The sequence below is a fragment of the Streptomyces sp. NPDC020996 genome, from assembly GCF_040641355.1.
GTDB lineage: Bacteria > Actinomycetota > Actinomycetes > Streptomycetales > Streptomycetaceae > Streptomyces.
Map to the genome: position 1 here is coordinate 20,936 of NZ_JBFADM010000018.1, position 22,952 is coordinate 43,887.

Here is a 22,952-nt window from a genome sequence, read left to right on the forward strand (position 1 = left end):
AGCCGAAATCCTTGCGACCGGTGAACGGCAGTTGACACCCTCGAGTCCCGCGGCCGCCGTACGGGCGTCCGCAGGACTCGCGGGAGCCCGTGTGGAGACACGCATCGACCTGGCCGTACCGTCCGCTGGTTGGCTGTCGCGGAAGGCGACGCTGAAGGAGCCGACGGTGCTCCAGTCGTTCGCCTTCGACGACGTGCGCGGGCACCTGTACGTCCTCCAGGTCACCGCCCACGGCCACGCGGCCGGCGACCTGTGCCTGAACCGGCTCGACCACCAGGGCAAGCGGCTGGGCCACATGTACCTCAAGGGCTTCGGCCACGGCGTCAGCATGGGCGTGCAGCACGACGCCTCCGACGGCTCCACCTGGATCTGGACCGAGGCCGACGCGAAGAACGGCTACGGCCAGGGCGTCACCCGCTTCCACTTCGCCGCCGGAGCGGTCCGCACCGCCGCGAACGTCAAGGTGCGCCACCCCGTACCCGGCTCCGCCAACAACCAGCCGTCCGTCTGCCCGGAGTCCGGCCGCATCGCCGTCCGCTACCGGGACAAGGCAGGCCGGCCCCGCTACCGCGTCTGGGACCTCGACGCCTTCGTCGCCCGCGACTACGCGAACCCGGTCGCGGACATCGCGCAGACCGGTGCCCACCCCGACCCGAAGGTCCCCTTCCAGGGCTACGCCCTCTACCGGGACGGCATCTACCAGCTGGCCGGCTCCCCCTACGACGAGCGCACCAACCCCCGCGCCTCCCGCGGCAACACCTACGTCTCCTGCCTCGACATCCGCACCGGCGAACTGCTCCAGCAGGAGCGCACCGTCGCCGGGTACGGCCTGGAGCACCGCGAGCCGGAGGGCCTCGCCGTGCGCGGCGGGACCGACCCGCGGATCTACATCGGCTTCGCCTCCGGCCCCCTCGGCGCCCGCCGCTTCTCCCTCTACGTCAAGGACGGCGCGGCGGCATAGCGCCTCAGCCGTCCTGCTCCTGCTCCCGCTGGCTGGGCGGGGGAGCGTCCGGGGCCCGGGCATCCGACGGCTGCCGTACTCGGGGTTCACACCGATGGCCGCCGGTGCGACGCTGTGATCATGAGCCGTATCGAAGCGCCCCGCGACGAGGTCACCGGCAACCTGATCGACCGGCTGCGCGGCGGGCTGCCCGCCGACGCGGTCCTCACCGACCCCGACGTCACGGCGTCCTACGCCAACGACATGGCCAGCTTCTGCCCGGCCGGCGCCCCCGCGGCCGTCGTGCTGCCGCGCACCGTCGAACAGGTCCAGCACGTCATGCGCACCGCCACCGAGCTGCGCGTCCCGGTCGTCCCGCAGGGCGCCCGCACCGGCCTGTCGGGCGCCGCCAACGCCACCGACGGCTGCATCGTGCTGTCGCTGACCAGGATGGACCGCATCCTGGAGATCAACCCGGTCGACCGCATCGCGGTGGTCGAGCCGGGCGTGGTCAACGCCGCCCTCTCCCGCGCGGTGGGCGAGCACGGCCTCCACTACCCGCCGGACCCCTCCAGCTGGGAGACGTGCACGATCGGCGGCAACATCGGCACCGCCTCCGGCGGCCTGTGCTGCGTGAAGTACGGGGTGACCGCCGAGTACGTCCTGGGCCTCGACGTCGTCCTCGCCGACGGCCGCCTGATGACCACCGGCCGCCGCACCGCGAAGGGCGTCGCCGGGTACGACCTCACCCGCCTGTTCGTCGGCTCCGAGGGCTCGCTCGGCGTGGTCGTACGGGCGGTCCTGGCGCTGCGGCCGAAGCCGCCGCGGCAGCTGGTGCTGGCGGCCGAGTTCGCCTCCACGGCCGCCGCCTGCGACGCGGTGTGCCGGATCATGGCGGGAGGGCATGTGCCGGCCCTGCTGGAACTGATGGACCGCACGACGGTGAAGGCGGTCAACGACCTGGCCCACATGGGCCTGCCGGAGACCACCGAGGCCCTCCTGCTGGCCGCCTTCGACACCCCCGACCCGGCCGCCGACCTCGCCGCCCTCGGCGCGCTGTGCGAGGCGGCCGGCGCCACCGCGGTCGTCCCGGCCGACGACGTGGCCGAGTCGGAGCTGCTGCTGCAGGCGCGGCGGCTGTCGCTCCCCGCGCTGGACGCGGTCAGGGGCACGACGATGATCGACGACGTGTGCGTGCCCCGCTCCCGGCTCGGCGACCTGATCGACGGGGTCGAGCGGATCGCCGGCAAGCACGGACTGACCATCGGCGTCGTCGCCCACGCCGGCGACGGCAACACCCACCCGACGGTCTGCTTCGACGCGCAGGACGCCGACGAGTGCCGGCGCGCCCGTGAGTCCTTCGACGAGATCATGGCCCTCGGCCTGGAGCTGGGCGGCACGATCACCGGCGAGCACGGCGTGGGGGTGCTGAAGAAGGAGTGGCTGGCGCGCGAGATCGGCCCGGTGGGGCTGGAGATGCAGCGGCAGATCAAGCAGGTCTTCGATCCGCTGGGCATCCTGAACCCGGGCAAGCTCTTCTGACGCCCGCGGCCCGTCAACGGGCGGGTGACTGGTCGGATCCTGCCGTCCGTCACGGGGCGGGTGACTGGTCGGATCCTGCCGTCCGTCACCGGGCGGGCAGGTGGTCGGGCCCCGGCGTCCGCCACCGGGCGGGTAGGCGGTAGGCCCCTGCCGTCCGTCCGTCACCGGGCGAGCAGTTCGTCGAGCGCGTCGTCGAGGCCGAGCTGGTCCGCCTCCGTCCCCGGGGGCACCGCCCGCAGCGTCCGCTCCAGCCAGGCGGACACGATGTCGGCCGGCGCCTGGAGCAGGGCGTCGCCGGCGGGGGAGTCCAGCGCCACCAGCACGACGCCGCGCCCGTCGGCCTTGCTCGGCCACACCCGCACGTCCCCGTGCCCGCACGGCCGGAACACCCCCTCCACCAGCAGGTCGCGGGAGAACGTCCAGTCCACCTGGTGCTCGGAGCCGACGTGAAAACTGACATGGACGGCGTACGGGTCGTCGGTGCGGTAGCCGAGCCTGGCCGGGACCGGAATGCTGCGCTCCGGCGACAGGATCAGCCTCAGTTCCAGTTCGCGTTCCACCACGGTGTGGCGCATGGCGTGCGTTCCTCTCTCTGGCAGGTGTACGGGGCCCGATGGGCGAGCCCGTACGGGTGAGAGGGGGGTGACAGTCATTCCTTACGCGAGTCGGACGGATTTTTTTACGAAACGTGCGAACCCGGTGCCCGTCATTGCCCGGAAAGTGGTGGGTCCGGCGGGACTTGCCGTGCCGGGGCGGCCGGTCTGGTAGATGTGGAGCCCCCCATACCCACCCCCGAGCAGATACGGGACGACGGACATGAGCGCCCCAACGCCGGCACCCGGTGACGACAGGCCCCGCGAAGGGTATTACCCGGACCCGTCCATTCCTGGATACGTCCGGTACTGGAACGGTGCCGCCTGGGTGCCGGGCACCAGCCGTCCGGCGCCGACGGACGGCGAGCGGCTCGTCCCGCCGCCCGGCGCGGGCCCCGCGCCCGCCCCGGTCGAGGAGACCGGCCCGCACTTCTTCGACGAGGACCCCCAGCCGCAGGCGTCCCCGGCCGACGCGGGGCACGGCAGCCGTCCCGAACCCGCCTCCGCGTGGGGCGCCGACAGCTCGCACCAGACCGGCTTCGGCGGCGGCCAGGACCGACGGGTCTCCTGGGGCGCTCCGCAGGGCGCCGACCCGCGCCTACCCGCCGGGCCCGCGCCCCAGCCCGCCGGGCCCCAGTCCCAGTCGGCCGGGTTCTCCGCCTCCACGGACGGTACGGCGACGATCCCGCCGACGGACGAGACCTCCGGGCAGGCGCCCGCCGGGCAGCACGCCGCCGGTGAGGTGTCCTCGGACGGCACGTTCGTCTTCCGCCGCCCGACCGGGACGGCCCAGGGAAGCCCCCACGGGGCGGGCACGCCCGGGGGCCCCGGCGTGGGGACGGCGCCTTCCGCGGGGCCTGCCGCTCCCGGCGCCCAGGGCCCAGGAGGCCCTGTCGGCGACGACGGCACCATGATCTTCCGTACGCCGTCCCAGCGCGCGCAGCGGCAGGGCTCGGGTCCCGGCTTCGGCGCCGGCAAGGCCGCCGCCGAGCGGGCGGCCGCGGCGCAGGCGCAGGGGCAGGGGCCGGCGCAGGCGCGGGCAGCCGCCCCGCAGGCGGCTCCCGGGACTCCGGCTCCCGCTGCCCCGGCGGCTCCCGTGCCCCCTGCGGCCCCCTCGGCCCCGGCACCCGTGACACCGTCTCCGGCCGCCCCTTCCGGCCCCCAGCAGGTCCCTACGGCGGCCGCTCAGCCGCCCGCGGCTCAGCCCGCCCCGGCCCCCGCCGCCCCGGTCCCTTCCCCCGCCCCCGCTCCTGCCCCCGCCCCCGCCCCGGTGACCACGGGCCCCGGCGGCGGGCAGCCCTCCTGGGCGCAGCAGGTGCACCGGCTCGCCGGGGCCACCGGCGACGAACAGCCCGTGGCGCCCTGGAAGCCGCCGGTCGAGGACGTTTTCCAGGCCGCCGCCCGGCGTCAGGCCGCCGCCCGCCCCGCGGGCCTCGGCAAGCGGCTCGTCGCCCGGCTGCTGGACACCGTCGTGGTCGCGGGTGTCACCGCCGTGGCCGCCGTACCCCTCGGCACCAGGGCGCTCGACCACGTCGACGACAAGATCGACGCGGCCAAGCTGTCCGGAGAGACCGTCACCGTCTGGCTGCTCGACGGGACGACGTCGGCCTGCCTCGGCGCCGTCCTCGCCGTGCTGCTCCTGACCGGCGTGCTGTACGAGGCGCTGCCCACCGCCAAGTGGGGCCGCACGCTGGGCAAGAAGCTGCTGGGCCTGGAGGTGCGCGACATCGAGGCGCACGAGCCCCCGTCCTTCGGCGCGGCGCTGCGCCGCTGGCTCGTCTACAGCGTGCCCGGCGTCCTGGTGATCGGGGTCGTGGGCGTCCTGTGGTGCCTGTTCGACCGTCCGTGGCGCCAGTGCTGGCACGACAAGGCCGCGCACACGTTCGTGGCGGGCTGACCGCACACGCCGACCGCGTTCGTCGAACGGACGCCCGGATCCCGTACTCCGGACGGCCGCTCGCCGGATGCGGACGGCGGGCGTTCGCGGTCGACTCGGGCCATGAGCACCGAACCGCCCCCCGGCTCCGGCCGGCAACCGGATGACGACCCGTTCAGGAAGCAGCCTCCGCCCGGAGAGCCCGGGGCGGGCTCGGGCTCCCCGTACGACGCCCCGCACGGCGGCGGCGACCAGCCGCCTCCCCACGGCGGCGGTCCCACCGGCGGTGGCCCCTACGGCGGCGGTCCTGCGGGCGGTGGCCCGTACCCCGGCGATCCGCTGGCCGGCATGCCCCCGCTCGCCGACAGCGGCCGGCGCACGCTGGCCCGGATCATCGACATGATCCTCGTCGGCATCGTGGTCTGGCTGATCACCTGGGCGCTCGGCACGCACCGGTACACCGTCGCGGCGGCCGACGTGCAGTCCGCCAGGTCGTTCATCCAGGCCCTGGTCGCCGCCGTGCTCTACATGGGCTACGACACCGTCATGATCAGCAGGTCGGGCCAGACGCTCGGCAAGAAGTGGCTGAAGATGCGGGTGGCCAACCTCGCCGACGGCGCCACGCCGTCCGTGCAGACGTCCCTGATCCGCGCGGCGGTGCTGTGGATCCCGTTCGCGTTCTGCTGCGCCTGCGCCTGGACCGCGATCGCGGGCGGCTGGAGCTTCTTCGACAAGCCCTACAAGCAGGGCCTGCACGACAAGGCGGCCAAGACGGTGGTGGTCAGCACAGCCGGCTGACCAGGATCAGGGCCGGCCGAAGCGGATCAAGGTCGGCTGAAGCGGATCAGGACCGGCTGCCGGGCGTCAGGCGGAAGCCGACCGGCCGGAGGCCGCGACCGGCACGGGCTGCCCGCCCTGCCCGCCCTGCCCGCCCTGTCCGCCCTTTCCGGCCTGCCCCGCAGGCTGCTCGCCCTGGCGCTCGGCCCGTGCCGCGGGTTCGGGCGCCGGCACGGTCCTGGGCCTGGACGGCGTGACCGTCAGGGCGACGAGGAGCCCCAGCGCGATCGCCGAGACGGCGATGACCGCGATGCCCGTGACCGAACTCGTCCCGGACAGCAGCAGCATGGCGAGCGTCGAGAAGATCACGGTGCACGAACCGTAGGCGAGTTGTGCGACGGTCGGACGAGGCATGGCAATCGTGTCCTCGGAAGTGGGGGTCCACGGGGGTGTCGGCCTGGCTTTCCGCCGTATTCAGGGCGTTCCGCAGCCGACTCTAACCGCGTGCATGCCCGAGTGGAACGAAGAGTAAGCGTGACCTAACCAACAGTGCAGGTGCACGGGGGGCGCACGGAGTCATGACGTCCACCAAGTGGACGGACTCGCGCGCCTGTCGGACGGCCGAGCGGACGTTCGCAAAACGAACTCCAGGTCCGCATAGTGCAGTTGACCTGTCCAAGTCAAGGTCTGTTTTTTCTTACCAACCTCTAGTCAAATGACGTCACTTGACAACACGCGTACCCCACGCGCGCGGCCCTCCCCTGTCCGGGACCACTTTCCGCGCGTGTCCCGGACGCGGGGGAGGAACTCAAGTGACCCACAGATCATGGACGTTCAGAGCGGCCGCGGTCGGTGTCGCGCTCGCGGCGGCGACCGCCACGTTCTCGACGTCCGCCGTGGCGCAGGCCGACAAGGCCGCGGGCGCCACCGTCGACCGGCACGACCCGGCGGCGGTCAAGAGCATGGAGCAGCACGACCTCGACGGCCCGCTGTCCAAGACGCAGGACGCGCAGCGGCAGGAGGCCCTCGACCAGGTCATCTCCGGCAAGGCCAAGGTCAAGGACCGCAACGGTTCGCAGGTCGTCCAGCTCAAGAGCAAGAAGGGCGACAGCAAGTACGTCGAACTCGGCCGCGAGAAGACCGACAAGATCTTCACGATCCTGGTCGAGTTCGGCGACCAGGTCGACAGCACCTACGGCGGCACGGCCGGCCCGGCGCACAACCAGATAGCCGCGCCCGACCGCACCAAGGACAACTCGACCGACTGGCAGGCCGATTACAACCAGCAGCACTACCAGGACCTCTACTTCGGCACCGGCGCCGGCGTCGAGTCGCTGAAGAAGTACTACGAGAAGCAGTCCTCGGGCCGCTACTCGGTCGACGGCGAGGTCACCGACTGGGTCAAGGTCCCCTACAACGAGGCCCGTTACGGCTCCAACAGCTGCGGCAACTGCGCCTGGTACGCGGTGCGCGACGGGGTCACCGCCTGGGTCGCCCAGCGCGAGGCGGCCGGCGAGACCGCCGCCCAGATCCGCGCCGAACTCGCCGAGTTCGACCAGTGGGACCGCTACGACCACGACGGCGACGGCGACTTCAACGAGCCCGACGGCTACATCGACCACTTCCAGATCGTGCACGCCGGCGAGGACGAGTCCGCGGGCGGCGGCGCGCAGGGCGAGGACGCCATCTGGGCGCACCGCTGGTACGCCTTCGGCACCGACGCCGGCGCCACCGGCCCCGAGGACAACAAGCTCGGCGGCACGCAGATCGGCGACACGGGCATCTGGGTCGGCGACTACACCATCCAGCCGGAGAACGGCGGCCTGGGCGTCTTCGCCCACGAGTACGGCCACGACCTCGGCCTGCCGGACGAGTACGACACCAACGGCGGCGAGAACTCCACCGGTTTCTGGACCCTGATGTCGTCCGGTTCCTGGCTCGGCACCGGCAAGGACGCCATCGGCGACCTGCCCGGCGACATGAACGCCTGGGACAAGCTCCAGCTGGGCTGGCTCGACTACGACGTGGCCCGGGCGGCCACCCGCTCCACGCACAAGCTGGGCGTCGCCGAGTACAACACGAAGAACGCGCAGGCGCTCGTCGTCGAGCTGCCGCGCAAGGAGGTCACCACCGAGGTCGTCGCCCCGGCCCAGGGCGCGAGCCAGTGGTGGAGCGGCAGCGGCAACGACCTGCGGAACACGCTGACCCGTTCCGTGGACCTCACCGGCAGGACGTCGGCCGCGCTGACCCTCGACGGCTGGTACGACATCGAGGCCGACTACGACTACCTCTACACCGAGGTCTCGACCGACGGCGGCGCCAACTGGACCGCCCTGGACGGCACCGTGGACGGCCGGCCGATCCCGCGTGACGGCAGCGACAAGCCCGCGCTCACCGGCTCCGTCGACGCCTACGCGAAGCTCGCGTACCCGCTGGACGCCTACGCGGGCAAGAAGATCGACCTGCGCTTCCGCTACCAGACCGACGGCGGCGTGGCGTTGAAGGGCTTCGCGGCGGACGAGATCACGGTCACCGCCGACGGCGCCGCCGTCTTCTCGGACGACGCCGAGTCCGCGGACGCGGCCTGGACGGCGAACGGCTTCTCCCGCATCGGCGCCTCCATCACGGACGACTACGCGCAGTACTACGTCGCGGAGAACCGCCAGTACGTGTCGTACGACAAGACCCTGAAGGTCGGCCCGTACAACTTCGGCTTCTTGACGACCCGTCCGGACTGGGTGGAGCACTACCCGTACCAGAACGGCCTGTTGATCTGGAAGTGGGACACCTCCCAGCCGGACAACAACACCGGCGACCACCCGGGCACCGGTCTGATCCTCCCGATCGACGCGCACCCGACGCCGCTGAAGTGGTCCGACGGCACGCTGATGCGCAACCGCATCCAGGCCTACGACTCGCCGTTCAGCTGGTACCGCACGGACGGCGTCACGCTGCACAAGGCGGGCGTCGCGACGAAGATCCCGTCGTTGCGGGGCGTGCCGGTCTTCAACGACCACAAGCACACCTACTACGACGAGGCGAACCCGGCCGCGGGTGTCAAGATCACTGACACCAACACCAAGATCAGGATCGTCCAGGAGCCGCTGAGCGGCTCGACGATCTCGCTCGAGGTCGGCCCCGCGGTGAAGTAGTCCGCATTCTCGCAGGTCAGGCACGTACCGGCGGCGACCCCTTGGCGGGTCGCCGCCGCTCGTGCTTAGGTGCGTCCTATGGCTTTCTTATTGACACCGACGCGCACGGGGGTGTGACCGCATGGCCGCAGGAGGGTTCTGCAAGCTGCCGGACGGCAGGGTGGTGGTGGCGCTGAACCTGCCCAGTCCGACCACCGCGGACAGCCCGGCCGCGGTCCGGGTACTGGTCCACGCCCAGAACCGCGCCCGAGCCCTGACCAGGCTCCGCAACCTGGGCATGCGTGCGGTCTACCTGCGGGGCAACGCCGCCCCGCCGACCCCGGACGAGATCACGGCGGTACTGCACCACCCCGACGGCCTGATATGGCGCACTGTCCCCGACAACGCTGTCGCCTCCCTCGAGCTGTGGCGCCCGATCAGGGCCCTGCTGAGCCGCCCGGCGGCCCGGACCTGACGCACGGAGGCCCGCGCCGTACGCACGGCGCGGGCCTTCTGGGCGGCGGGTACCGCGGTCACTTCTTCCTGTTCTTGTGGGACGCGGCGCGCTCCTTGGCGGCGGCCACCGCGGCGGCCTTCCTGAGCCCCTTGACGGTGAACGACGGGCGCCGCGAGGGCGCATCCGAGTTCGCGTTGACCTTCTCGGCGTCCGCCGCGGTCAGCGCCACGATGTTGGCCGAGGCCGGCTGGACGCTGCCCTTGGCGAGAACGAAGATGCCCTGGTTGCCGCCGACCGGGATCCAGAACTCGGGCACCGAGGTGATGCCGGGGTGGTCGCCCGCGGCCAGCTGGGTGAGGTAGAGGGCGTACTGCTTGCCGACGGTGAGCGGCGTGGTCCCCTCCATCGACACGGCGTCCGTGTCGATGTTGCCGACGACGATCTCGTCGCCTTCGCTGACTCCGAAGCCGCGCTTCATCATTGTGTTGACGCGCACCTTCAGGAAGACCATCGGCATGCAGGTGGGGTCTCCTGGGCCGTCTCCGGCGACCCCGGACGGCGTCGACGTCGGGGCGGGTGAGCTGGTGGCAGACGGATCGGGGCTGGGGTCGGTGCTGTCAGGGGCGGTCGGGTCGACGGTCGGCTCGGTCGTGGGTTCGCCGCCCTCGTCGCACTCCTTGGTCTGCACGCTCAGGATCGGGCCGGTGACGGCGATGTCCGAGGCTGTGGTGACCTCCTCGGCGCTGGCGTACTGGGTGTAGTCCGCGTCCGCGTGGAGCCGGCCGTCGCCGCCCTCGGCGGACGAGCCGGGGCCCGAGCAGGCCGTGAGGCAGGCGAGGGCAACGCCGGCAGCGACGGGAAAACGCATGCTCTTCTTCACAACTGTCCTCCGCGTCGCTCAGTACTTGGCCTTGACGCCCTGGACGTCGTCGTACCAGGGCCCGTCGCTACCGCATCCGAACTTCCCCTCACCCTGACGCATGACGGCCGGGCCGGGGTTCGCGCACGTGTGGTACTCGTGATCGAGTCCGTAGGCGTGGCCCAGCTCGTGCTCGGCGACGATCTTCTTCTCCCGCGCGGTGAGGCCGCCCATGGTGCGGGTGTTGAAGGTGATGTAGACCTCGTCGTACGACCAGTAGCCGAAGGTGCAGCCCTGCCACGAGGTGCGCGCCCAGTCGCTCCAGCTGTAGGACCTGTCGCGGACCTCGATCTCGGGGTCGCCGTTGCTCTTCTCGTACCGGAAGTAGCCGGTCGCGCTGGTGGCGTCCCAGCGTCCCTGGGCGCCGTTGAAGGCGTTGTAGTACGAGGTGCCGATGTCGTAGTAGCGGTACGAGATGGGGTCGTTGCCGCTGACCCCGTAGAACTTCCCGCACAGGTGGTGGTATGCCTGGGCCGGCGGCGCGGTGGTGAGGTGTACCGCGACGAAGGCGACGCAGATCAGGAAGACCGGGACGACTCGTGTGAGGACGCTGGATCTGCGACGGCGCGGCGGTTCCGACATCGATGTGACTCCCCGGGAAAGACGATGTGCGCCCCGGGTCACGGGGCGCACAAGGGGAGCTCTCCACCCCCCTTGGCGTGAACATTACACAACGCGCGCACGGGGTGAAGGCTTGGTGATCAAATTCGGGATCTTCGGTTGTTCCGGCGAGCGCCCAGGTCAGGCGGAGACCACCGGCTTGCCGGTCAGCTCCACGCCCGCCTCGCGCATCTCCTCGACCGCCCGCTCGGTGGTCTCCGCGGCCACCCCGGCGGTCAGGTCGAGGAGGACCTGCGTGCGGAAGCCCTCCCGCACGGCGTCCAGGGCGGTGGCCCGCACGCAGTGGTCCGTCGCGATGCCCACCACGTCCACCTCGCCGACCTCCCTGGCGCGCAGCCAGTCGGCCAGCTTCACGCCGTTCTCGTCGGTCCCCTCGAAGCCGCTGTAGGCCGCCGCGTAGGCGCCCTTGTCGAAGACGGCGTCGATGGCGCCGGAGGCGACGGCGGGCGCGAAGTTCGGGTGGAAGCCGACCCCCTCCGTCCCGGCGACGCAGTGGGCGGGCCAGGAGCGGACGAAGTCGGGGTTGTCGGCGAAGTGGCCGCCGGGCGCGATGTGGTGGTCCCGGGTGGCCACCACGTGCTGGTAGCCGGAGCCGGCCGCCTGCCCGATCAGCTCGGTCACGGCGGCGGCCACGTCGGCACCCCCGGACACCGCGAGGCTGCCCCCCTCGCAGAAGTCGTTCTGCACGTCTACGACGATCAAGGCGCGGCGCATGGTGGTGTGTCCTTCGGCTAGGGGGTCGGGTAGGGGTGCGGGCCCGGCCGTTGAACTTCCGAGCCTAGAGACTTCGGGGGCGGGGCGGGAGGGGGGCGTCGCGGAACGTGACCGCGCGTCCCGCCGGCCGCCCCGGGACCTCAGCGCGGATGGACGTACTCCGTCGGGATGACGGCCTCTCCGCGGGAGAGCTGGGTCGCGGACAGCGGCAGCCCGGCCCGCGCCGCCGCGTGCCGGTCGCGCACCACGTCCAGCGGCTCCCGGGCGACCACCGCACCGCCCTTTATCAGCTCCACCAGCAGCTGCCGGTCGGCCAGCTCGGCCGGGACCGGCCCGGTGCCGACGACCTCGGCCTCGGCGACCCCGTCCGCGTCCAGCCGCCGCGCGGCCCACTTGCGGCCCCCGACCGACGTCTTGCCGCCGCTGGACCGCTTCGCCACCGGCACCAGCGGCGCCCTGGGGTCGTCGGACTCCGCGCGGGCGACCAGCTTGTAGACCATCGAAGCCGTCGGGTGCCCGGACCCGGTCACCAGCTGGGTGCCGACGCCGTACGCGTCCACCGGCGCGGCCGCCAGCGAGGCGATGGCGTACTCGTCCAGGTCCGAGGTCACGACGATCTTCGTGTCCCGGGCGCCCAGGGCGTCCAGCTGCTGCCGCACCCGGTGCGCGACGAGCAGCAGGTCGCCGGAGTCGATGCGCACCGCGCCCAGCTCGGGGCCGGCGATCTCGACGGCCGTGCGGACGGCCTCGGCGACGTCGTAGGTGTCGACGAGCAGCGTCGTGCCCCGGCCCAGCGAGACGACCTGGGCGCGGAAGGCGTCCCGCTCGCTGTCGTGCAGGAGGGTGAAGGCGTGCGCGGAGGTGCCCACGGTCGGGATGCCGTAGCGGAAGCCGGCCGCCAGGTCGGAGGTGGAGGCGAAACCGCCTATGTAGGCGGCGCGGGAGGCGGCGACGGCCGCCAGCTCGTGGGTGCGGCGGGCGCCCATCTCGATCAGCGGCCTGTCGCCCGCCGCCGAGGCCATGCGGGAGGCGGCCGCGGCGATCGCTGAGTCGTGGTTGAGGATGGACAGGATCACGGTCTCCAGCAGCACGCACTCGGCGAAGGAGCCCTCCACCCGCAGCACCGGCGAGCCCGGGAAGTACACCTCCCCCTCGGGGTAGCCCCAGATGTCGCCGGAGAAGCGGTAGCCGGCGAGCCACCGCAGCGTCTCCTCGTCGACGATCCGCCGCTCCCGCAGGAAGCCGAGGACGCCCGCGTCGAAGCGGAAGTTCTCGACGGCGTCCAGTACGCGTCCGGTGCCCGCCACGACGCCGTAGCGCCGCCCCTCGGGCAGCCGCCGGGTGAAGATCTCGAACACCGACCGCCGTCCGGCGGTGCCCGCCTCCAGGGCGGCCTGCAGCATCGTCAGCTCGTAGTGGTCCGTGAAGAGCGCCGTCGACGGGACGTCCACCGGCAGCCCAAGGTCCGCTGTGTTCATGGCAGGCGATGGTACCCCCATTTCGTCAGTTTGACGATTTACGGACGCGGCTCCGGGTCGTTTGTGCGACCACCCCCCTCGGGTGGCAGCATGGGCCTTGTGACGTCACCCGCTCCCGTAGAGATCGAACGCACCGAATCGGCGGAGGAGGTATTCGCCGTACCCGAGCCGGACGTCCCCTGGGTCACGATCGTCCACAACGACCCGGTCAACCTCATGAGCTACGTGACGTACGTCTTCCAGACGTACTTCGGCTACAGCAAGGACAAGGCCACCAAGCTCATGCTCGACGTCCACCACAAGGGCCGGGCGGTGGTCTCCAGCGGCTCGCGCGAGGAGATGGAGCGCGACGTGCAGGCCATGCACGGCTACGGCCTGTGGGCCACCCTCCAGCAGGACCGGAAATGACCCGCCCCCGGGCCGCAGCAGCGGCAATGACCCGCCCCCGGGCCGCAGGACCGGAAATGACCAGCCCCCGGGCCGCAGCAGCGGCAATGACCCGCCGACGGACCGCAGGACCCGAAACAGCCCGCCCGTCGGCCGCAGGACCGGACACGACCCGCCCCCGCCCGCAGGACCGGAAGTAGCGAATCGCCTTCATGCCCGGACACTTCGAACCGCTCCCCGGCGGCGGCGCGGCCGTCGCCCTCGACGACGTCGAGATCTCCATCATCCGGTCGCTGGCCGTCCAGCTCCTGGAGCTGATCGGCCCCGGCCCCGCCGAGGACGCCCCCGCCGACCCGCTCGCCGAGCTGTTCGCCGACGGCCCCAGCGAACCGCCGAAGGACCCCGTCCTCAAACGGCTGTTCCCCGACGCCTACAGCGACCCGGAACAGGCCCCCGGCACGGCGGCCGACGCGGAGGAACGGCGGGCGCACTCCGCCGAGTTCCGCCGCTACACCGAGAACGACCTGCGCGCCGGCAAGCGGGAGAACGCCCTCGCGGTGGTCCGCTCGCTGGACGCGCTCGCGCCGGCCGGCAGCGGGGCGGTGCTGAAACTGTCGGCCGGGGAGTCCCGGCAGTGGCTGGGCGCCCTCAACGACCTGCGCCTGGCGATCGGCGCCCGGCTGGAGATCACCGACGAGGACGACACCGACGCCCTCTACGGCCTGCCCGACGACGACCCGCGCAAGCCGATGGTGATGGCGTACCTGTGGCTGGGCGGCCTCCAGGAGACCCTCGTCGCCACCCTCATGCCCTGACCCGCCCGCACCGGCGGCGGCCCGGCGTTCGCTCAGACGACGCTCAAATCGGGATAACGATCACATAACCGCGGCGGCCGGGTATGCGCCTGACGGGTGTTCTTTGTCCGCTTCTCCCCGTGGCGTGCCTCACTTTCCGCGCCGGTGACGACCATTGCGGCCGTGATAAATCTTCACGACCGCCCGGCGAACACCACCCACGTTCGCCGGGTGCGCCACCGAGCCGGCGACCGCCGGCCAGGCACGAGCGGGCTGCGAAGCCCGCTCGACTCCATTCATCCGGGGGGATCGAGAGCCGGTCCGCGGCCGACGAGAGGCCGGGCTCGGCATGGAGAAAGGCGCACGACACATGACCTCCGCCCAGGTCGACACGGAGAACACCTCCGAAGAGGGGTACGAGCGCGGACTCGGCAGCCGCCAGGTCCAGATGATCGCCATCGGCGGCGCCATCGGCGTCGGACTGTTCCTGATGGCCGGAGCGAACATCGCCAAGGCCGGCCCCAGCCTCATCCTGATGTACGCCCTCGCCGGCGCCATCGTCTTCTTCATCATGCGAGCGCTCGGCGAACTGCTGCTGTACCGCCCGGTCTCGGGCTCCTTCGCCGAATACTCGCGCGAATTCCTCGGCCCGTTCTTCGGCTACTTCACCGGCTGGACGTACTGGCTGATGTGGGTCGTCACCGGCATGTCGGAGCTGACGGCCACCGCGATCTACGTCCACTACTGGTTCCCGGCCGTGCCGCAGTGGGTGACCGCCCTGGTCTTCCTGGTGATCCTCTTCGGGGTCAACCTCATCTCGGTGAAGGTCTTCGGCGAGCTCGAGTTCTGGTTCTCGATGGTCAAGGTCACCGCCCTGATCGGCATGATCGTCATCGGTCTCGGCGTGCTCACCTTCGGCGTCAGCTCGGCCGGCGACACCGCCGCGGTCTCCAACCTCTGGGCCTTCGACGGCTTCTTCCCCAAGGGCATCGGCTCGTCCCTGATGACGCTGCAGGGCGTGATGTTCGCCTACCTCGCCGTCGAACTGGTCGGCGTCACCGCCGGCGAGTCGGAGAACCCCGAGAAGACCCTGCCCAAGGCCATCAACACGCTGCCCTGGCGCATCGCGCTGTTCTACGTCGGCGCCCTCGCCGTCATCCTGTGCGTGGTGAAGTGGACCGAGTTCGCGCCGGGCGTGAGCCCCTTCGTCGCCGCCTTCGCGAAGATCGGCATCCCGGCGGGCGCCGGCATCGTCAACTTCGTCGTGCTGACCGCCGCCCTGTCCTCCTGCAACTCCGGCATGTACTCCACCGGCCGGATGCTGCGCACCCTGGCCGACAACGGCGAGGCGCCCAAGGGCTTCCAGCGGCTGTCCGCCGCCAAGGCCCCGGCGCTCGGCATCACCGTCTCCGTCCTGTTCATGGGCATCGGCGTGGTCCTGAACTACGTCGTCCCGGAGAAGGCGTTCGGCTACGTCACCTCGGTGGCCACCGCGGCCGGCATCTGGACCTGGCTGATGATCCTGATCAGCCACGTCCGCTACCGCCGCGCGGTCGTCGCGGGCCGGCTGCCCGCCTCCGCCTTCCCCGCCCCGGGCGGCTCGGTGTGCAGCTGGATCGCCATCGTCTTCCTGCTGTTCGTCACCGGCCTGATCGCCTACGACGCCGACTCCCGCGTCTGCCTGTACGTGATGGCCGGCTGGGCCGCCGCCCTCGGCGTCGGCTGGGCGGTGCTCAGGAGCCGCAACCCGCGGATCACCGAGCGCCGCGAGCCGGAGCTGGAAAAGGTGGGCTGACCCGCCAGGTCACCACACCGGCACCAGACCGTCCGGCATATGGGCCGCCCCGTACCACCCTCCGGTACGGTGCGGCCCACCCGTCGCCCACCACCGCCCTACCTGACGCGCTGCGCGCGACCCCTTCCGCCCTGCTTATCCTGGCCACCATGCTGACCATCACCCAGGCCCTGTACGACCAGATCGTCGCCCACGCGCGCGAGGACCACCCCGACGAGGCGTGCGGCGTCGTCGCGGGCCCGGTGGGCAGCGGCCGCCCCGAGCGCTTCGTCCCGATGCTGAACGCGGCCCGCTCGCCCACGTTCTACGAGTTCGACTCGCACGACCTGCTGAAGCTCTACCGCGAGATGGACGACCGCGACGAGGAGCCGGTGATCATCTACCACTCCCACACCGCGACCGAGGCCTACCCCTCCCGCACCGACATCTCCTACGCCAACGAACCCGGCGCCCACTACGTCCTGGTCTCCACGGCGGACACCGACGGCGCCGGCGACTTCCAGTTCCGCTCCTTCCGCATCGTGGAAGGAAAGATCACGGAAGAGGAAGTCAAGGTGGTGGAGGCCTACTGACCTCCCCATCTCAAACTCCGGATGAATTCCGTCCGCAATCTGAGATCACACTCGGGGTACCCGGCGGGGAATCGATACGATGAGTCCATGGTTTCCCATGACGTGAGCGAAAAGACGCCGGGCATGCTGCTCGTGGCGCGGCTGCACGTCGACCTGTGCAGGCTCGCCAGCGCCATCTGTTGACGCTGCCCTGCCGCCGTACGGCCGTGAGCCGCGGTGCCTCACACACGCACGACCTGCTGTACAGCGCTGCCGCGCGCCCACCGACCCGAACACCATCCGACAGGAGCCCGCAACCATGGCCATCGAGGTCCGCATCCCCACCATCCTCCGCCAGTACACCGACGGTCAGAAGGCGGTGGAGGGCCAGGGTGACACCCTCGCCGAACTCTTCGCCGACCTCGAGACCCGGCACACCGGCATCCAGGCCCGGATCGTCGACGGCGGCGAGCTGCGCCGGTTCGTCAACGTCTACCTCAACGACGAGGACGTGCGCTTCCTCGACGGCATCAACACCAAGGTCGCCGACGGCGACAACGTGACGATCCTGCCGGCCGTGGCCGGCGGTATGGCCTGATCCACATGCGCTACGACTCGCCGATCGCCGCGGTGGGCAACACGCCCCTGGTCCGTCTGCCGCGCCTGTCGCCGTCCGACGACGTCCGCATCTGGGCCAAGCTGGAGGACCGCAACCCCACCGGCTCGATCAAGGACCGCCCCGCGCTGTTCATGATCGAGCAGGCGGAGAAGGAGGGCCGGCTCACCCCGGGCTGCACCATCCTGGAGCCGACCTCCGGCAACACCGGCATCTCCCTGGCCATGGCGGCCAAGCTCAAGGGCTACCGCATGGTCTGCGTGATGCCCGAGAACACCTCGCAGGAGCGCCGGGACCTGCTCGGCATGTGGGGCGCGACGATCATCTCCTCCCCGGCAGCGGGCGGCTCCAACACCGCCGTGCGAGTCGCCAAGGAACTGGCCGCCGAGCACCCCGACTGGGTGATGCTCTACCAGTACGGAAACCCGGACAACGCGGGCGCCCACTACGCCACGACCGGCCCGGAGATCCTCGCCGACCTGCCCTCCATCACCCACTTCGTGGCGGGTCTGGGCACCACCGGCACGCTCATGGGCGTCGGCCGCTACCTGCGCGAGCACAAGCCGGACGTCAAGATCGTCGCCGCCGAGCCGCGCTACGACGACCTGGTCTACGGCCTGCGCAACCTCGACGAGGGCTTCGTCCCGGAGCTGTACGACGCCTCCGTCCTCACCACCCGCTTCTCGGTCGGCTCCGCCGACGCGGTCACCCGCACCCGCGAACTCCTCCAGCAGGAAGGCATCTTCGCGGGCGTCTCCACGGGCGCCGCGCTGCACGCGGCGATCGGCGTCGGCCGCAAGGCGCTGAAGGCCGGCGAGCACGCCGACATCGTCTTCGTGGTGGCCGACGGCGGCTGGAAGTACCTCTCCACCGGCGTCTACACGGCCGCCACCACCGAAGAGGCGATCGAGACCCTGCACGGCCAGCTCTGGGCGTGAGCCCCCGGTGAGGGACCCTCGGCGAGGGGCCCTCGGTGAGGGCTCAGCCGGCCAGATGACGGACCTGGTCCCACAGGACCGGGTCCACCACGCCCACCCGGCGCCGGAAGTCCCCCACCGGCACCTCGCGCAGCTCGGCCGTCTCCAGAAAGCTCGCGCGTCCCCGGGCGTCGCCCACGGCGCCCGGCGGCAGCGCGATCACTCCGGGCCGCCCGTCGCGGTACCGGCTGGTGATCTTCGCGACGGTCGCCCGCTCGCCGTGCACCACCAGCACCAGACAGGGCCGGTCCTTCGCCCGCCCGTCCCGCCCCTTCGCTCCGCCCGCCGCGCCGCGCGCGGCCCCTCCCGGTCCCGGACCGTCCTCGAACGGGACGTACGCCCACCAGATCTCCGCCGGCCTCGGCCGCACCCGAGGCCGCGCGCCCGGCCGCCCCGGCGGGCGCGTCCGCCGTCCTGCGGGCCGCCGCCCGGCCGGCCGCCGCCCGCGCCCCCACCCGTCGACGAGCGTCGCGACGAGCGCGAGGAGCACCACCGCGGCGAGGGCCGGCCACCAGGACGTGTCCATGAGGACGACGTTACCGGCGCGCACCCGGCGTCGCGCGCTGCCTCGCACCCCCTGTCCGCCCCGCTTCCAGCCGAACCGGTGACACCACAGGTGAGTTCGCCCACAACAGCCCTTGCCGGAGGAGCGACCGGGGGTTTTGCGTCTTACGCTCGACGGACCGCACGACCCCCGTCTTCACATCCCGCCAGCGGAGGTTTCTGCTCCATGAAGCTCACCGTCGTCGGCTGCTCGGGGTCGTTCCCGTCCGCGGAATCGGCCTGCTCGAGCTACCTCGTCGAGGCCGACGGCTTCCGGCTGCTTCTCGACATGGGCAACGGCGCCCTCGGTGAGTTGCAGCGCCACTGCGGTCTCTACGACCTCGACGCGATCTTCCTCAGCCATCTGCACGCCGACCACTGCATCGACATGTGCGCGTACTTCGTCGCGCGCTACTACCGCCACGACGGCGGCCGTTGCGAACCGATCCCCGTCTACGGCCCCGAGGGCACCGAACACCGGCTGACCACCGCCTACGCGGACACCCCCACCGCCTCCTCCATGAGCGAGGTCTTCGACTTCCACACGGTCAAGCCCTCCACGTTCGACCTCGGCCCCTTCACGGTGCACACGGAACGCGTCGCCCACCCGGTGGAGGCGTACGGCATCCGCATCGAGCACGGCGGGAAGGCCCTGACGTACTCCGGCGACACCGGCGTGACCCGGGTCCTGGACGAACTCGCCCGCGACAGCGACCTGTTCCTGTGCGAGGCCGCCTTCACGCACGGCAAGGAGGACATCCCCGACCTGCACCTCAACGGCCGCGAGGCCGGGGAGTCGGCGGCCCGGGCGGGCGCCCGGCGCCTGGTCCTCACCCACATCCCGCCGTGGACCGACCCGCAGATCAACCTGGCCGACGCGCGCGCGGTATTCGACGGCCCGGTGGAACTGGCGACGCCCGGGACGACGTACGAGATCTGACGCCCGGATCCGACGCCCGAATCCGACGCCCGGATCCGACGCCCGCATCCGACGCCCGCATCCGACGCCCGGATCCGACGCGCACGGCACGGCGAAGGCCCCCTCGCGCCGGAACTCAAGCTCAAGCTCAAGCTCGCCGCTCGGGGGCCTTCGTCGTGCCGTTCGGCTCACGCCTTCGTGAGGTCCTCGACCTCCTCCTCGGGCTCGCGGCCCGGCGTGGGCAGGTCGAACCTGGTGATGGCGAAGCGGAAGACCGTGTAGTAGACCGCCGCGAACACCAGGCCGACCGGGACGATCAGCCAGGGCTTGGTGGCCAGGCCCCAGTTGAGGAAGTAGTCGATGGCGCCGGCCGAGAAGCTGAAGCCGTGGTGCACGCCCAGCGACCAGGTGACCGCCATGGAGACCGCGGTCAGCAGCGCGTGGATGACGTACAGCAGCGGCGCGATGAACATGAACGCGAACTCGATCGGCTCGGTGATGCCGGTCACGAACGACGTCAGCGCCAGCGACAGCATCATTCCGCCGACGGCCTTGCGGCGCTCCGGACGGGCGCAGTGGGTGATCGCCAGGGCGGCGGCCGGCAGCGCGAACATCATGATCGGGAAGAAGCCGGTCATGAACTGGCCTGCGGTCGGGTCGCCGTGGAAGAAGCGCGGCAGGTCACCGTGCCAGACGGCGCCGGAGCCGTCCTTGAAGGAGCCGATCTCCTGCCAGGCCACCGTGTTGACGAACTGGTGCATGCCGACCGGCAGCAGCGCCCGGTTGATGGCGCCGAAGACGGCCGCGCCGAGGGAACCGAGGCCCGTCATCCACTCGCCGAAGTCCGTGATGACGCCGCCGACGGGCTCCCACACCAGGCCGAACACGACGCCGACGCCGGTGCCGATGAACGCCATCAGGATGGGGACCAGGCGGCGGCCGTTGAAGAAGCCCAGCCAGTCGGGCAGCTTGGTGCGGTGGAACCGCTGCCAGGTGACGGCGGCGATCAGACCCATGATGATGCCGCCGAGGACCTTGGGGTCGTTGTAGGTGGCGGCGACGTCCGCGCCCTTGGTCACCTTGGCCTCGGTGATCGGGAACGCGGTCAGCACGTTCTTGTACACCAGGAAGCCGACCAGCGCCGCCAGCGCGGTCGAGCCGTCGGACTTCTTGGCGAAACCGATGGCGATGCCGACGCAGAACAGCAGCGGCAGATTGCTGAAGACGGCGTCGCCGGCGGTGGCGAACACGGCCGCCACCTTGTTCCAGCCGAGGCCGTCCTTGCCGAACACGTCGTCCTGGCCGAGCCGCAGCAGGATGCCCGCCGCGGGCAGCACGGCGATCGGGAGCTGGAGGCTGCGGCCGACCTTCTGCAGGCCCTGCAACAGGCCCGATCCCCACTTCTTCGAGGGGGCCGCCGTCGGCGCGGTGGCGGTGCTCATAGACTTCCTCCATCGGGTGGTGGTCTACACCACTCAGTGGTGTAGACCTGTTGTAGCACGATGAAGGCAGCGCGAGGAACCCTCCGGAACCGGAACCGGAACGCAGCACTCCAGTACCGGGAACCGGCTGTAGGTTACTGCGACAAATCGGTCCACAGAACGGTCTGCGAAACGGTCCGAAAACGGTCCACGAGACAGTTCGAATCAGGGGAGAAGGACATGGCCAGCAAGGCTGAGAAGATCGTCGCCGGGCTCGGCGGCATCGACAACATCGAGGAGATCGAGGGCTGCATCACCCGGCTGCGCACCGAGGTGTCCGACGCCTCACTGGTCGACGAGGCCGCCCTCAAGGCCGCCGGCGCCCACGGCGTCGTCAGGATGGGAACCGCCATCCAGGTCGTCATCGGCACCGACGCCGACCCGATCGCGGCGGAGATCGAGGACATGATGTGAACCCCGCGCTCCACCGACCGGGCCCTTCCCGCCGGGGGAGGGCCCTTCGCGCCGGTACGGCTAGGCTCAGCGCCATGTCTCGAATCGACGGCCGTACCCCCCGACAGCTCCGCCCGGTCACCATCGAGCGCGGCTGGAGCAAGCACGCCGAGGGCTCCGTCCTCGTCTCCTTCGGCGACACGAAGGTCCTCTGCACCGCCTCCGTCACCGAAGGAGTCCCCCGCTGGCGCAAGGGCAGCGGCGAGGGCTGGGTCACCGCGGAGTACGCCATGCTGCCCCGCGCCACCAACACCCGCGGCGACCGCGAGTCCGTCCGGGGCCGGATCGGCGGCCGCACCCACGAGATCAGCCGCCTCATCGGCCGCTCCCTGCGCGCCGTCATCGACTACAAGGCACTCGGCGAGAACACCGTCGTCCTCGACTGCGACGTCCTCCAGGCCGACGGCGGCACCCGCACCGCCGCCATCACCGGCGCCTACGTCGCCCTCGCCGACGCCGTCGCCTGGGCCCAGGGCAGGAAACTCATCAAGGGCGGCCGCCAGCCGCTGACCGGCACCGTCTCCGCCGTCTCCGTCGGCATCGTCGGCGGCGTCCCGCTCCTCGACCTCTGCTACGAGGAGGACGTCAAGGCCGAGACCGACATGAACGTCGTCTGCACCGGCGACGGCCGCTTCGTCGAGGTCCAGGGCACCGCCGAGGCCGAACCCTTCGCCCGCGAGGAACTCGACGCCCTGCTCGACCTCGCCGTCGCCGGCTGCACGGAACTCGCCGCCCTCCAGCGCACCACCCTCGACACGGTCCTCGACAGGTGACGGGCGCACCAGGTAAAAGGACCAGGTAGAAGCACCGGGTAAAAGGAACGCCAAGGAAAGCGGGCGCCGGGGGCAACCCCCGACGCCCGCCCGCGCGTCCGTACGATTGCGGGCGCACGACACACCGTCGTGCGCCCGACCAGCACGGGGGGCCTACGGGCCTGGACACGGAGGGACACCCAGCATGGCCGCGAGCCGACGCCGGCACAGCCGTCGCACCGCCGCAGTCGCCGCCGCGGCGGCGGCCGTCGCGCTGACCGCCGCACTCACCACCGGCTGCGACGCCGTCAACAAGGCGCTGGACTGCGTCCAGACCGCGGACGCCATCGCCGACAGCGTCACCGACCTCCAGCAGGCCGTCGAGAACGCCGCCGACAACCCCGCCCAGCTCGACCAGTCCCTCGCCTCCATCGACAAGAACCTCGACAAGATCGGCGACAAGACCGACAACGCCGACGTCAACAAGGCCGTCGACGACCTGCAAAAGGCCGTGCAGAACGTCCGCACCGCCGTCCACAACGGCGACACCACCCCCGACATCAGCCCGGTCACCGACGCGGCAGGCGAACTGACCAAGGTCTGCACCTCGTAACCGGGGCGACCCGGCAACCCGGC

General features: G+C 71.3%; 25 protein-coding genes. 17 read left to right on the top strand and 8 right to left on the bottom strand.

Translation table 11 applies throughout. The annotated features are described in order from the left end of the window. The first annotated feature begins 91 nt into the window (after positions 1-91). Together AB0G63_RS15465 and AB0G63_RS15470 are read left to right on the top strand one after the other, a co-directional pair. The gene (locus tag AB0G63_RS15465) at positions 92-961 is read left to right on the top strand and encodes a Teichoic acid biosynthesis protein C (Precursor) (protein ID WP_360749979.1); all 870 of its coding nucleotides are present in this window, start codon (positions 92-94) and stop codon (positions 959-961) included. Between the two features lie 114 nt (positions 962-1,075). Continuing rightward, positions 1,076-2,482, top strand: a complete 1,407-nt coding sequence (locus AB0G63_RS15470; protein ID WP_360749982.1) for an FAD-linked oxidase C-terminal domain-containing protein — start codon at positions 1,076-1,078, stop codon at positions 2,480-2,482. Between the two features lie 161 nt (positions 2,483-2,643). Here AB0G63_RS15470 and AB0G63_RS15475 read toward each other — a convergent pair whose 3' ends face one another. Then, positions 2,644-3,057 carry an SsgA family sporulation/cell division regulator gene (locus tag AB0G63_RS15475; protein ID WP_360749985.1) on the bottom strand — a complete coding sequence of 138 codons (414 nt, stop codon included), beginning with the start codon at positions 3,055-3,057 and terminating at the stop codon, positions 2,644-2,646. 241 nt (positions 3,058-3,298) lie between these two features. On the opposite strand from AB0G63_RS15475, the gene AB0G63_RS15480 reads away from it, so the two are divergent. Further along, on the top strand, positions 3,299-4,972 hold the full coding sequence (locus AB0G63_RS15480; RefSeq protein WP_360749988.1) for an RDD family protein: 1,674 nt from the start codon (positions 3,299-3,301) through the stop codon (positions 4,970-4,972). Between the two features lie 102 nt (positions 4,973-5,074). Beyond that, positions 5,075-5,749 (top strand): RDD family protein, encoded by a 675-nt coding sequence (locus AB0G63_RS15485; RefSeq protein ID WP_360749991.1) that lies wholly within the window; start codon positions 5,075-5,077, stop codon positions 5,747-5,749. Between the two features lie 66 nt (positions 5,750-5,815). On the opposite strand, the gene AB0G63_RS15490 is transcribed toward AB0G63_RS15485, so the two are convergent. Beyond that, positions 5,816-6,142 carry a hypothetical protein gene (locus tag AB0G63_RS15490; protein WP_360749994.1) on the bottom strand — a complete coding sequence of 109 codons (327 nt, stop codon included), beginning with the start codon at positions 6,140-6,142 and terminating at the stop codon, positions 5,816-5,818. A 398-nt stretch (positions 6,143-6,540) separates the two neighbouring features. Between AB0G63_RS15490 and AB0G63_RS15495 the strand changes: the two genes are divergently transcribed. Both AB0G63_RS15495 and AB0G63_RS15500 read left to right on the top strand, forming a co-directional pair. Beyond that, positions 6,541-8,880 (top strand): immune inhibitor A domain-containing protein, encoded by a 2,340-nt coding sequence (locus tag AB0G63_RS15495; protein ID WP_360749997.1) that lies wholly within the window; start codon positions 6,541-6,543, stop codon positions 8,878-8,880. 121 nt (positions 8,881-9,001) lie between these two features. Continuing rightward, entirely contained in the window at positions 9,002-9,334 is a 333-nt protein-coding gene (locus tag AB0G63_RS15500) for a hypothetical protein (protein ID WP_360750000.1), read from the top strand. 58 nt (positions 9,335-9,392) lie between these two features. On the opposite strand, the gene AB0G63_RS15505 is transcribed toward AB0G63_RS15500, so the two are convergent. The 4 genes from AB0G63_RS15505 to AB0G63_RS15520 form a co-directional block, all read right to left on the bottom strand. After that, the gene (locus AB0G63_RS15505) at positions 9,393-10,184 is read right to left on the bottom strand and encodes a hypothetical protein (RefSeq protein ID WP_360750003.1); all 792 of its coding nucleotides are present in this window, start codon (positions 10,182-10,184) and stop codon (positions 9,393-9,395) included. Positions 10,185-10,214: 30 nt separating this feature from the next. Continuing rightward, positions 10,215-10,817, bottom strand: a complete 603-nt coding sequence (locus AB0G63_RS15510; RefSeq protein ID WP_360750005.1) for a hypothetical protein — start codon at positions 10,815-10,817, stop codon at positions 10,215-10,217. 159 nt (positions 10,818-10,976) lie between these two features. Next, positions 10,977-11,570: a nicotinamidase gene (locus tag AB0G63_RS15515; RefSeq protein ID WP_360750008.1), complete on the bottom strand. Its 594-nt coding sequence runs from the start codon at positions 11,568-11,570 to the stop codon at positions 10,977-10,979. Positions 11,571-11,710: 140 nt separating this feature from the next. Continuing rightward, a complete protein-coding gene (locus AB0G63_RS15520; RefSeq protein ID WP_360750011.1) occupies positions 11,711-13,048 on the bottom strand; it encodes a nicotinate phosphoribosyltransferase in 1,338 nt (445 codons plus the stop codon). Positions 13,049-13,138: 90 nt separating this feature from the next. Between AB0G63_RS15520 and clpS the strand changes: the two genes are divergently transcribed. From clpS to AB0G63_RS15555, 7 genes are all read left to right on the top strand, one after another. Next, positions 13,139-13,456, top strand: a complete 318-nt coding sequence (gene clpS / locus AB0G63_RS15525) for an ATP-dependent Clp protease adapter ClpS (protein ID WP_200700717.1) — start codon at positions 13,139-13,141, stop codon at positions 13,454-13,456. A 191-nt stretch (positions 13,457-13,647) separates the two neighbouring features. Further along, positions 13,648-14,250 (top strand): DUF2017 domain-containing protein, encoded by a 603-nt coding sequence (locus tag AB0G63_RS15530; RefSeq protein WP_360750015.1) that lies wholly within the window; start codon positions 13,648-13,650, stop codon positions 14,248-14,250. A 349-nt stretch (positions 14,251-14,599) separates the two neighbouring features. Then, positions 14,600-16,024 carry an amino acid permease gene (locus AB0G63_RS15535; RefSeq protein ID WP_360750017.1) on the top strand — a complete coding sequence of 475 codons (1,425 nt, stop codon included), beginning with the start codon at positions 14,600-14,602 and terminating at the stop codon, positions 16,022-16,024. A 149-nt stretch (positions 16,025-16,173) separates the two neighbouring features. Continuing rightward, entirely contained in the window at positions 16,174-16,596 is a 423-nt protein-coding gene (locus tag AB0G63_RS15540; protein WP_360750020.1) for a M67 family metallopeptidase, read from the top strand. 87 nt (positions 16,597-16,683) lie between these two features. Continuing rightward, positions 16,684-16,779: a putative leader peptide gene (locus tag AB0G63_RS15545; RefSeq protein WP_019759525.1), complete on the top strand. Its 96-nt coding sequence runs from the start codon at positions 16,684-16,686 to the stop codon at positions 16,777-16,779. Between the two features lie 115 nt (positions 16,780-16,894). Beyond that, entirely contained in the window at positions 16,895-17,173 is a 279-nt protein-coding gene (locus AB0G63_RS15550) for a MoaD/ThiS family protein (protein ID WP_324784107.1), read from the top strand. A gap of 5 nt (positions 17,174-17,178) precedes the next feature. Beyond that, entirely contained in the window at positions 17,179-18,129 is a 951-nt protein-coding gene (locus AB0G63_RS15555) for a cysteine synthase (RefSeq protein ID WP_360750024.1), read from the top strand. A 43-nt stretch (positions 18,130-18,172) separates the two neighbouring features. On the opposite strand, the gene AB0G63_RS15560 is transcribed toward AB0G63_RS15555, so the two are convergent. After that, positions 18,173-18,694 carry a type II toxin-antitoxin system PemK/MazF family toxin gene (locus tag AB0G63_RS15560; protein WP_360750027.1) on the bottom strand — a complete coding sequence of 174 codons (522 nt, stop codon included), beginning with the start codon at positions 18,692-18,694 and terminating at the stop codon, positions 18,173-18,175. Positions 18,695-18,898: 204 nt separating this feature from the next. Between AB0G63_RS15560 and AB0G63_RS15565 the strand changes: the two genes are divergently transcribed. Further along, on the top strand, positions 18,899-19,651 hold the full coding sequence (locus AB0G63_RS15565; RefSeq protein WP_360750030.1) for an MBL fold metallo-hydrolase: 753 nt from the start codon (positions 18,899-18,901) through the stop codon (positions 19,649-19,651). A 167-nt stretch (positions 19,652-19,818) separates the two neighbouring features. Here the strand turns inward: AB0G63_RS15565 and AB0G63_RS15570 are convergent, their stop codons facing one another. Then, positions 19,819-21,072: a PTS transporter subunit EIIC gene (locus AB0G63_RS15570; protein WP_360750033.1), complete on the bottom strand. Its 1,254-nt coding sequence runs from the start codon at positions 21,070-21,072 to the stop codon at positions 19,819-19,821. Positions 21,073-21,291: 219 nt separating this feature from the next. Between AB0G63_RS15570 and AB0G63_RS15575 the strand changes: the two genes are divergently transcribed. The 3 genes from AB0G63_RS15575 to AB0G63_RS15585 all read left to right on the top strand — a co-directional run bounded on the left by AB0G63_RS15575 (position 21,292) and on the right by AB0G63_RS15585 (position 22,929). Then, positions 21,292-21,525: a PTS glucose/sucrose transporter subunit IIB gene (locus AB0G63_RS15575; RefSeq protein ID WP_360750036.1), complete on the top strand. Its 234-nt coding sequence runs from the start codon at positions 21,292-21,294 to the stop codon at positions 21,523-21,525. Positions 21,526-21,599: 74 nt separating this feature from the next. Then, on the top strand, positions 21,600-22,337 hold the full coding sequence (rph, locus tag AB0G63_RS15580) for a ribonuclease PH (RefSeq protein WP_360750039.1): 738 nt from the start codon (positions 21,600-21,602) through the stop codon (positions 22,335-22,337). A 184-nt stretch (positions 22,338-22,521) separates the two neighbouring features. Continuing rightward, positions 22,522-22,929 (top strand): hypothetical protein, encoded by a 408-nt coding sequence (locus AB0G63_RS15585; RefSeq protein WP_360750042.1) that lies wholly within the window; start codon positions 22,522-22,524, stop codon positions 22,927-22,929. Positions 22,930-22,952: the final 23 nt, after the last annotated feature.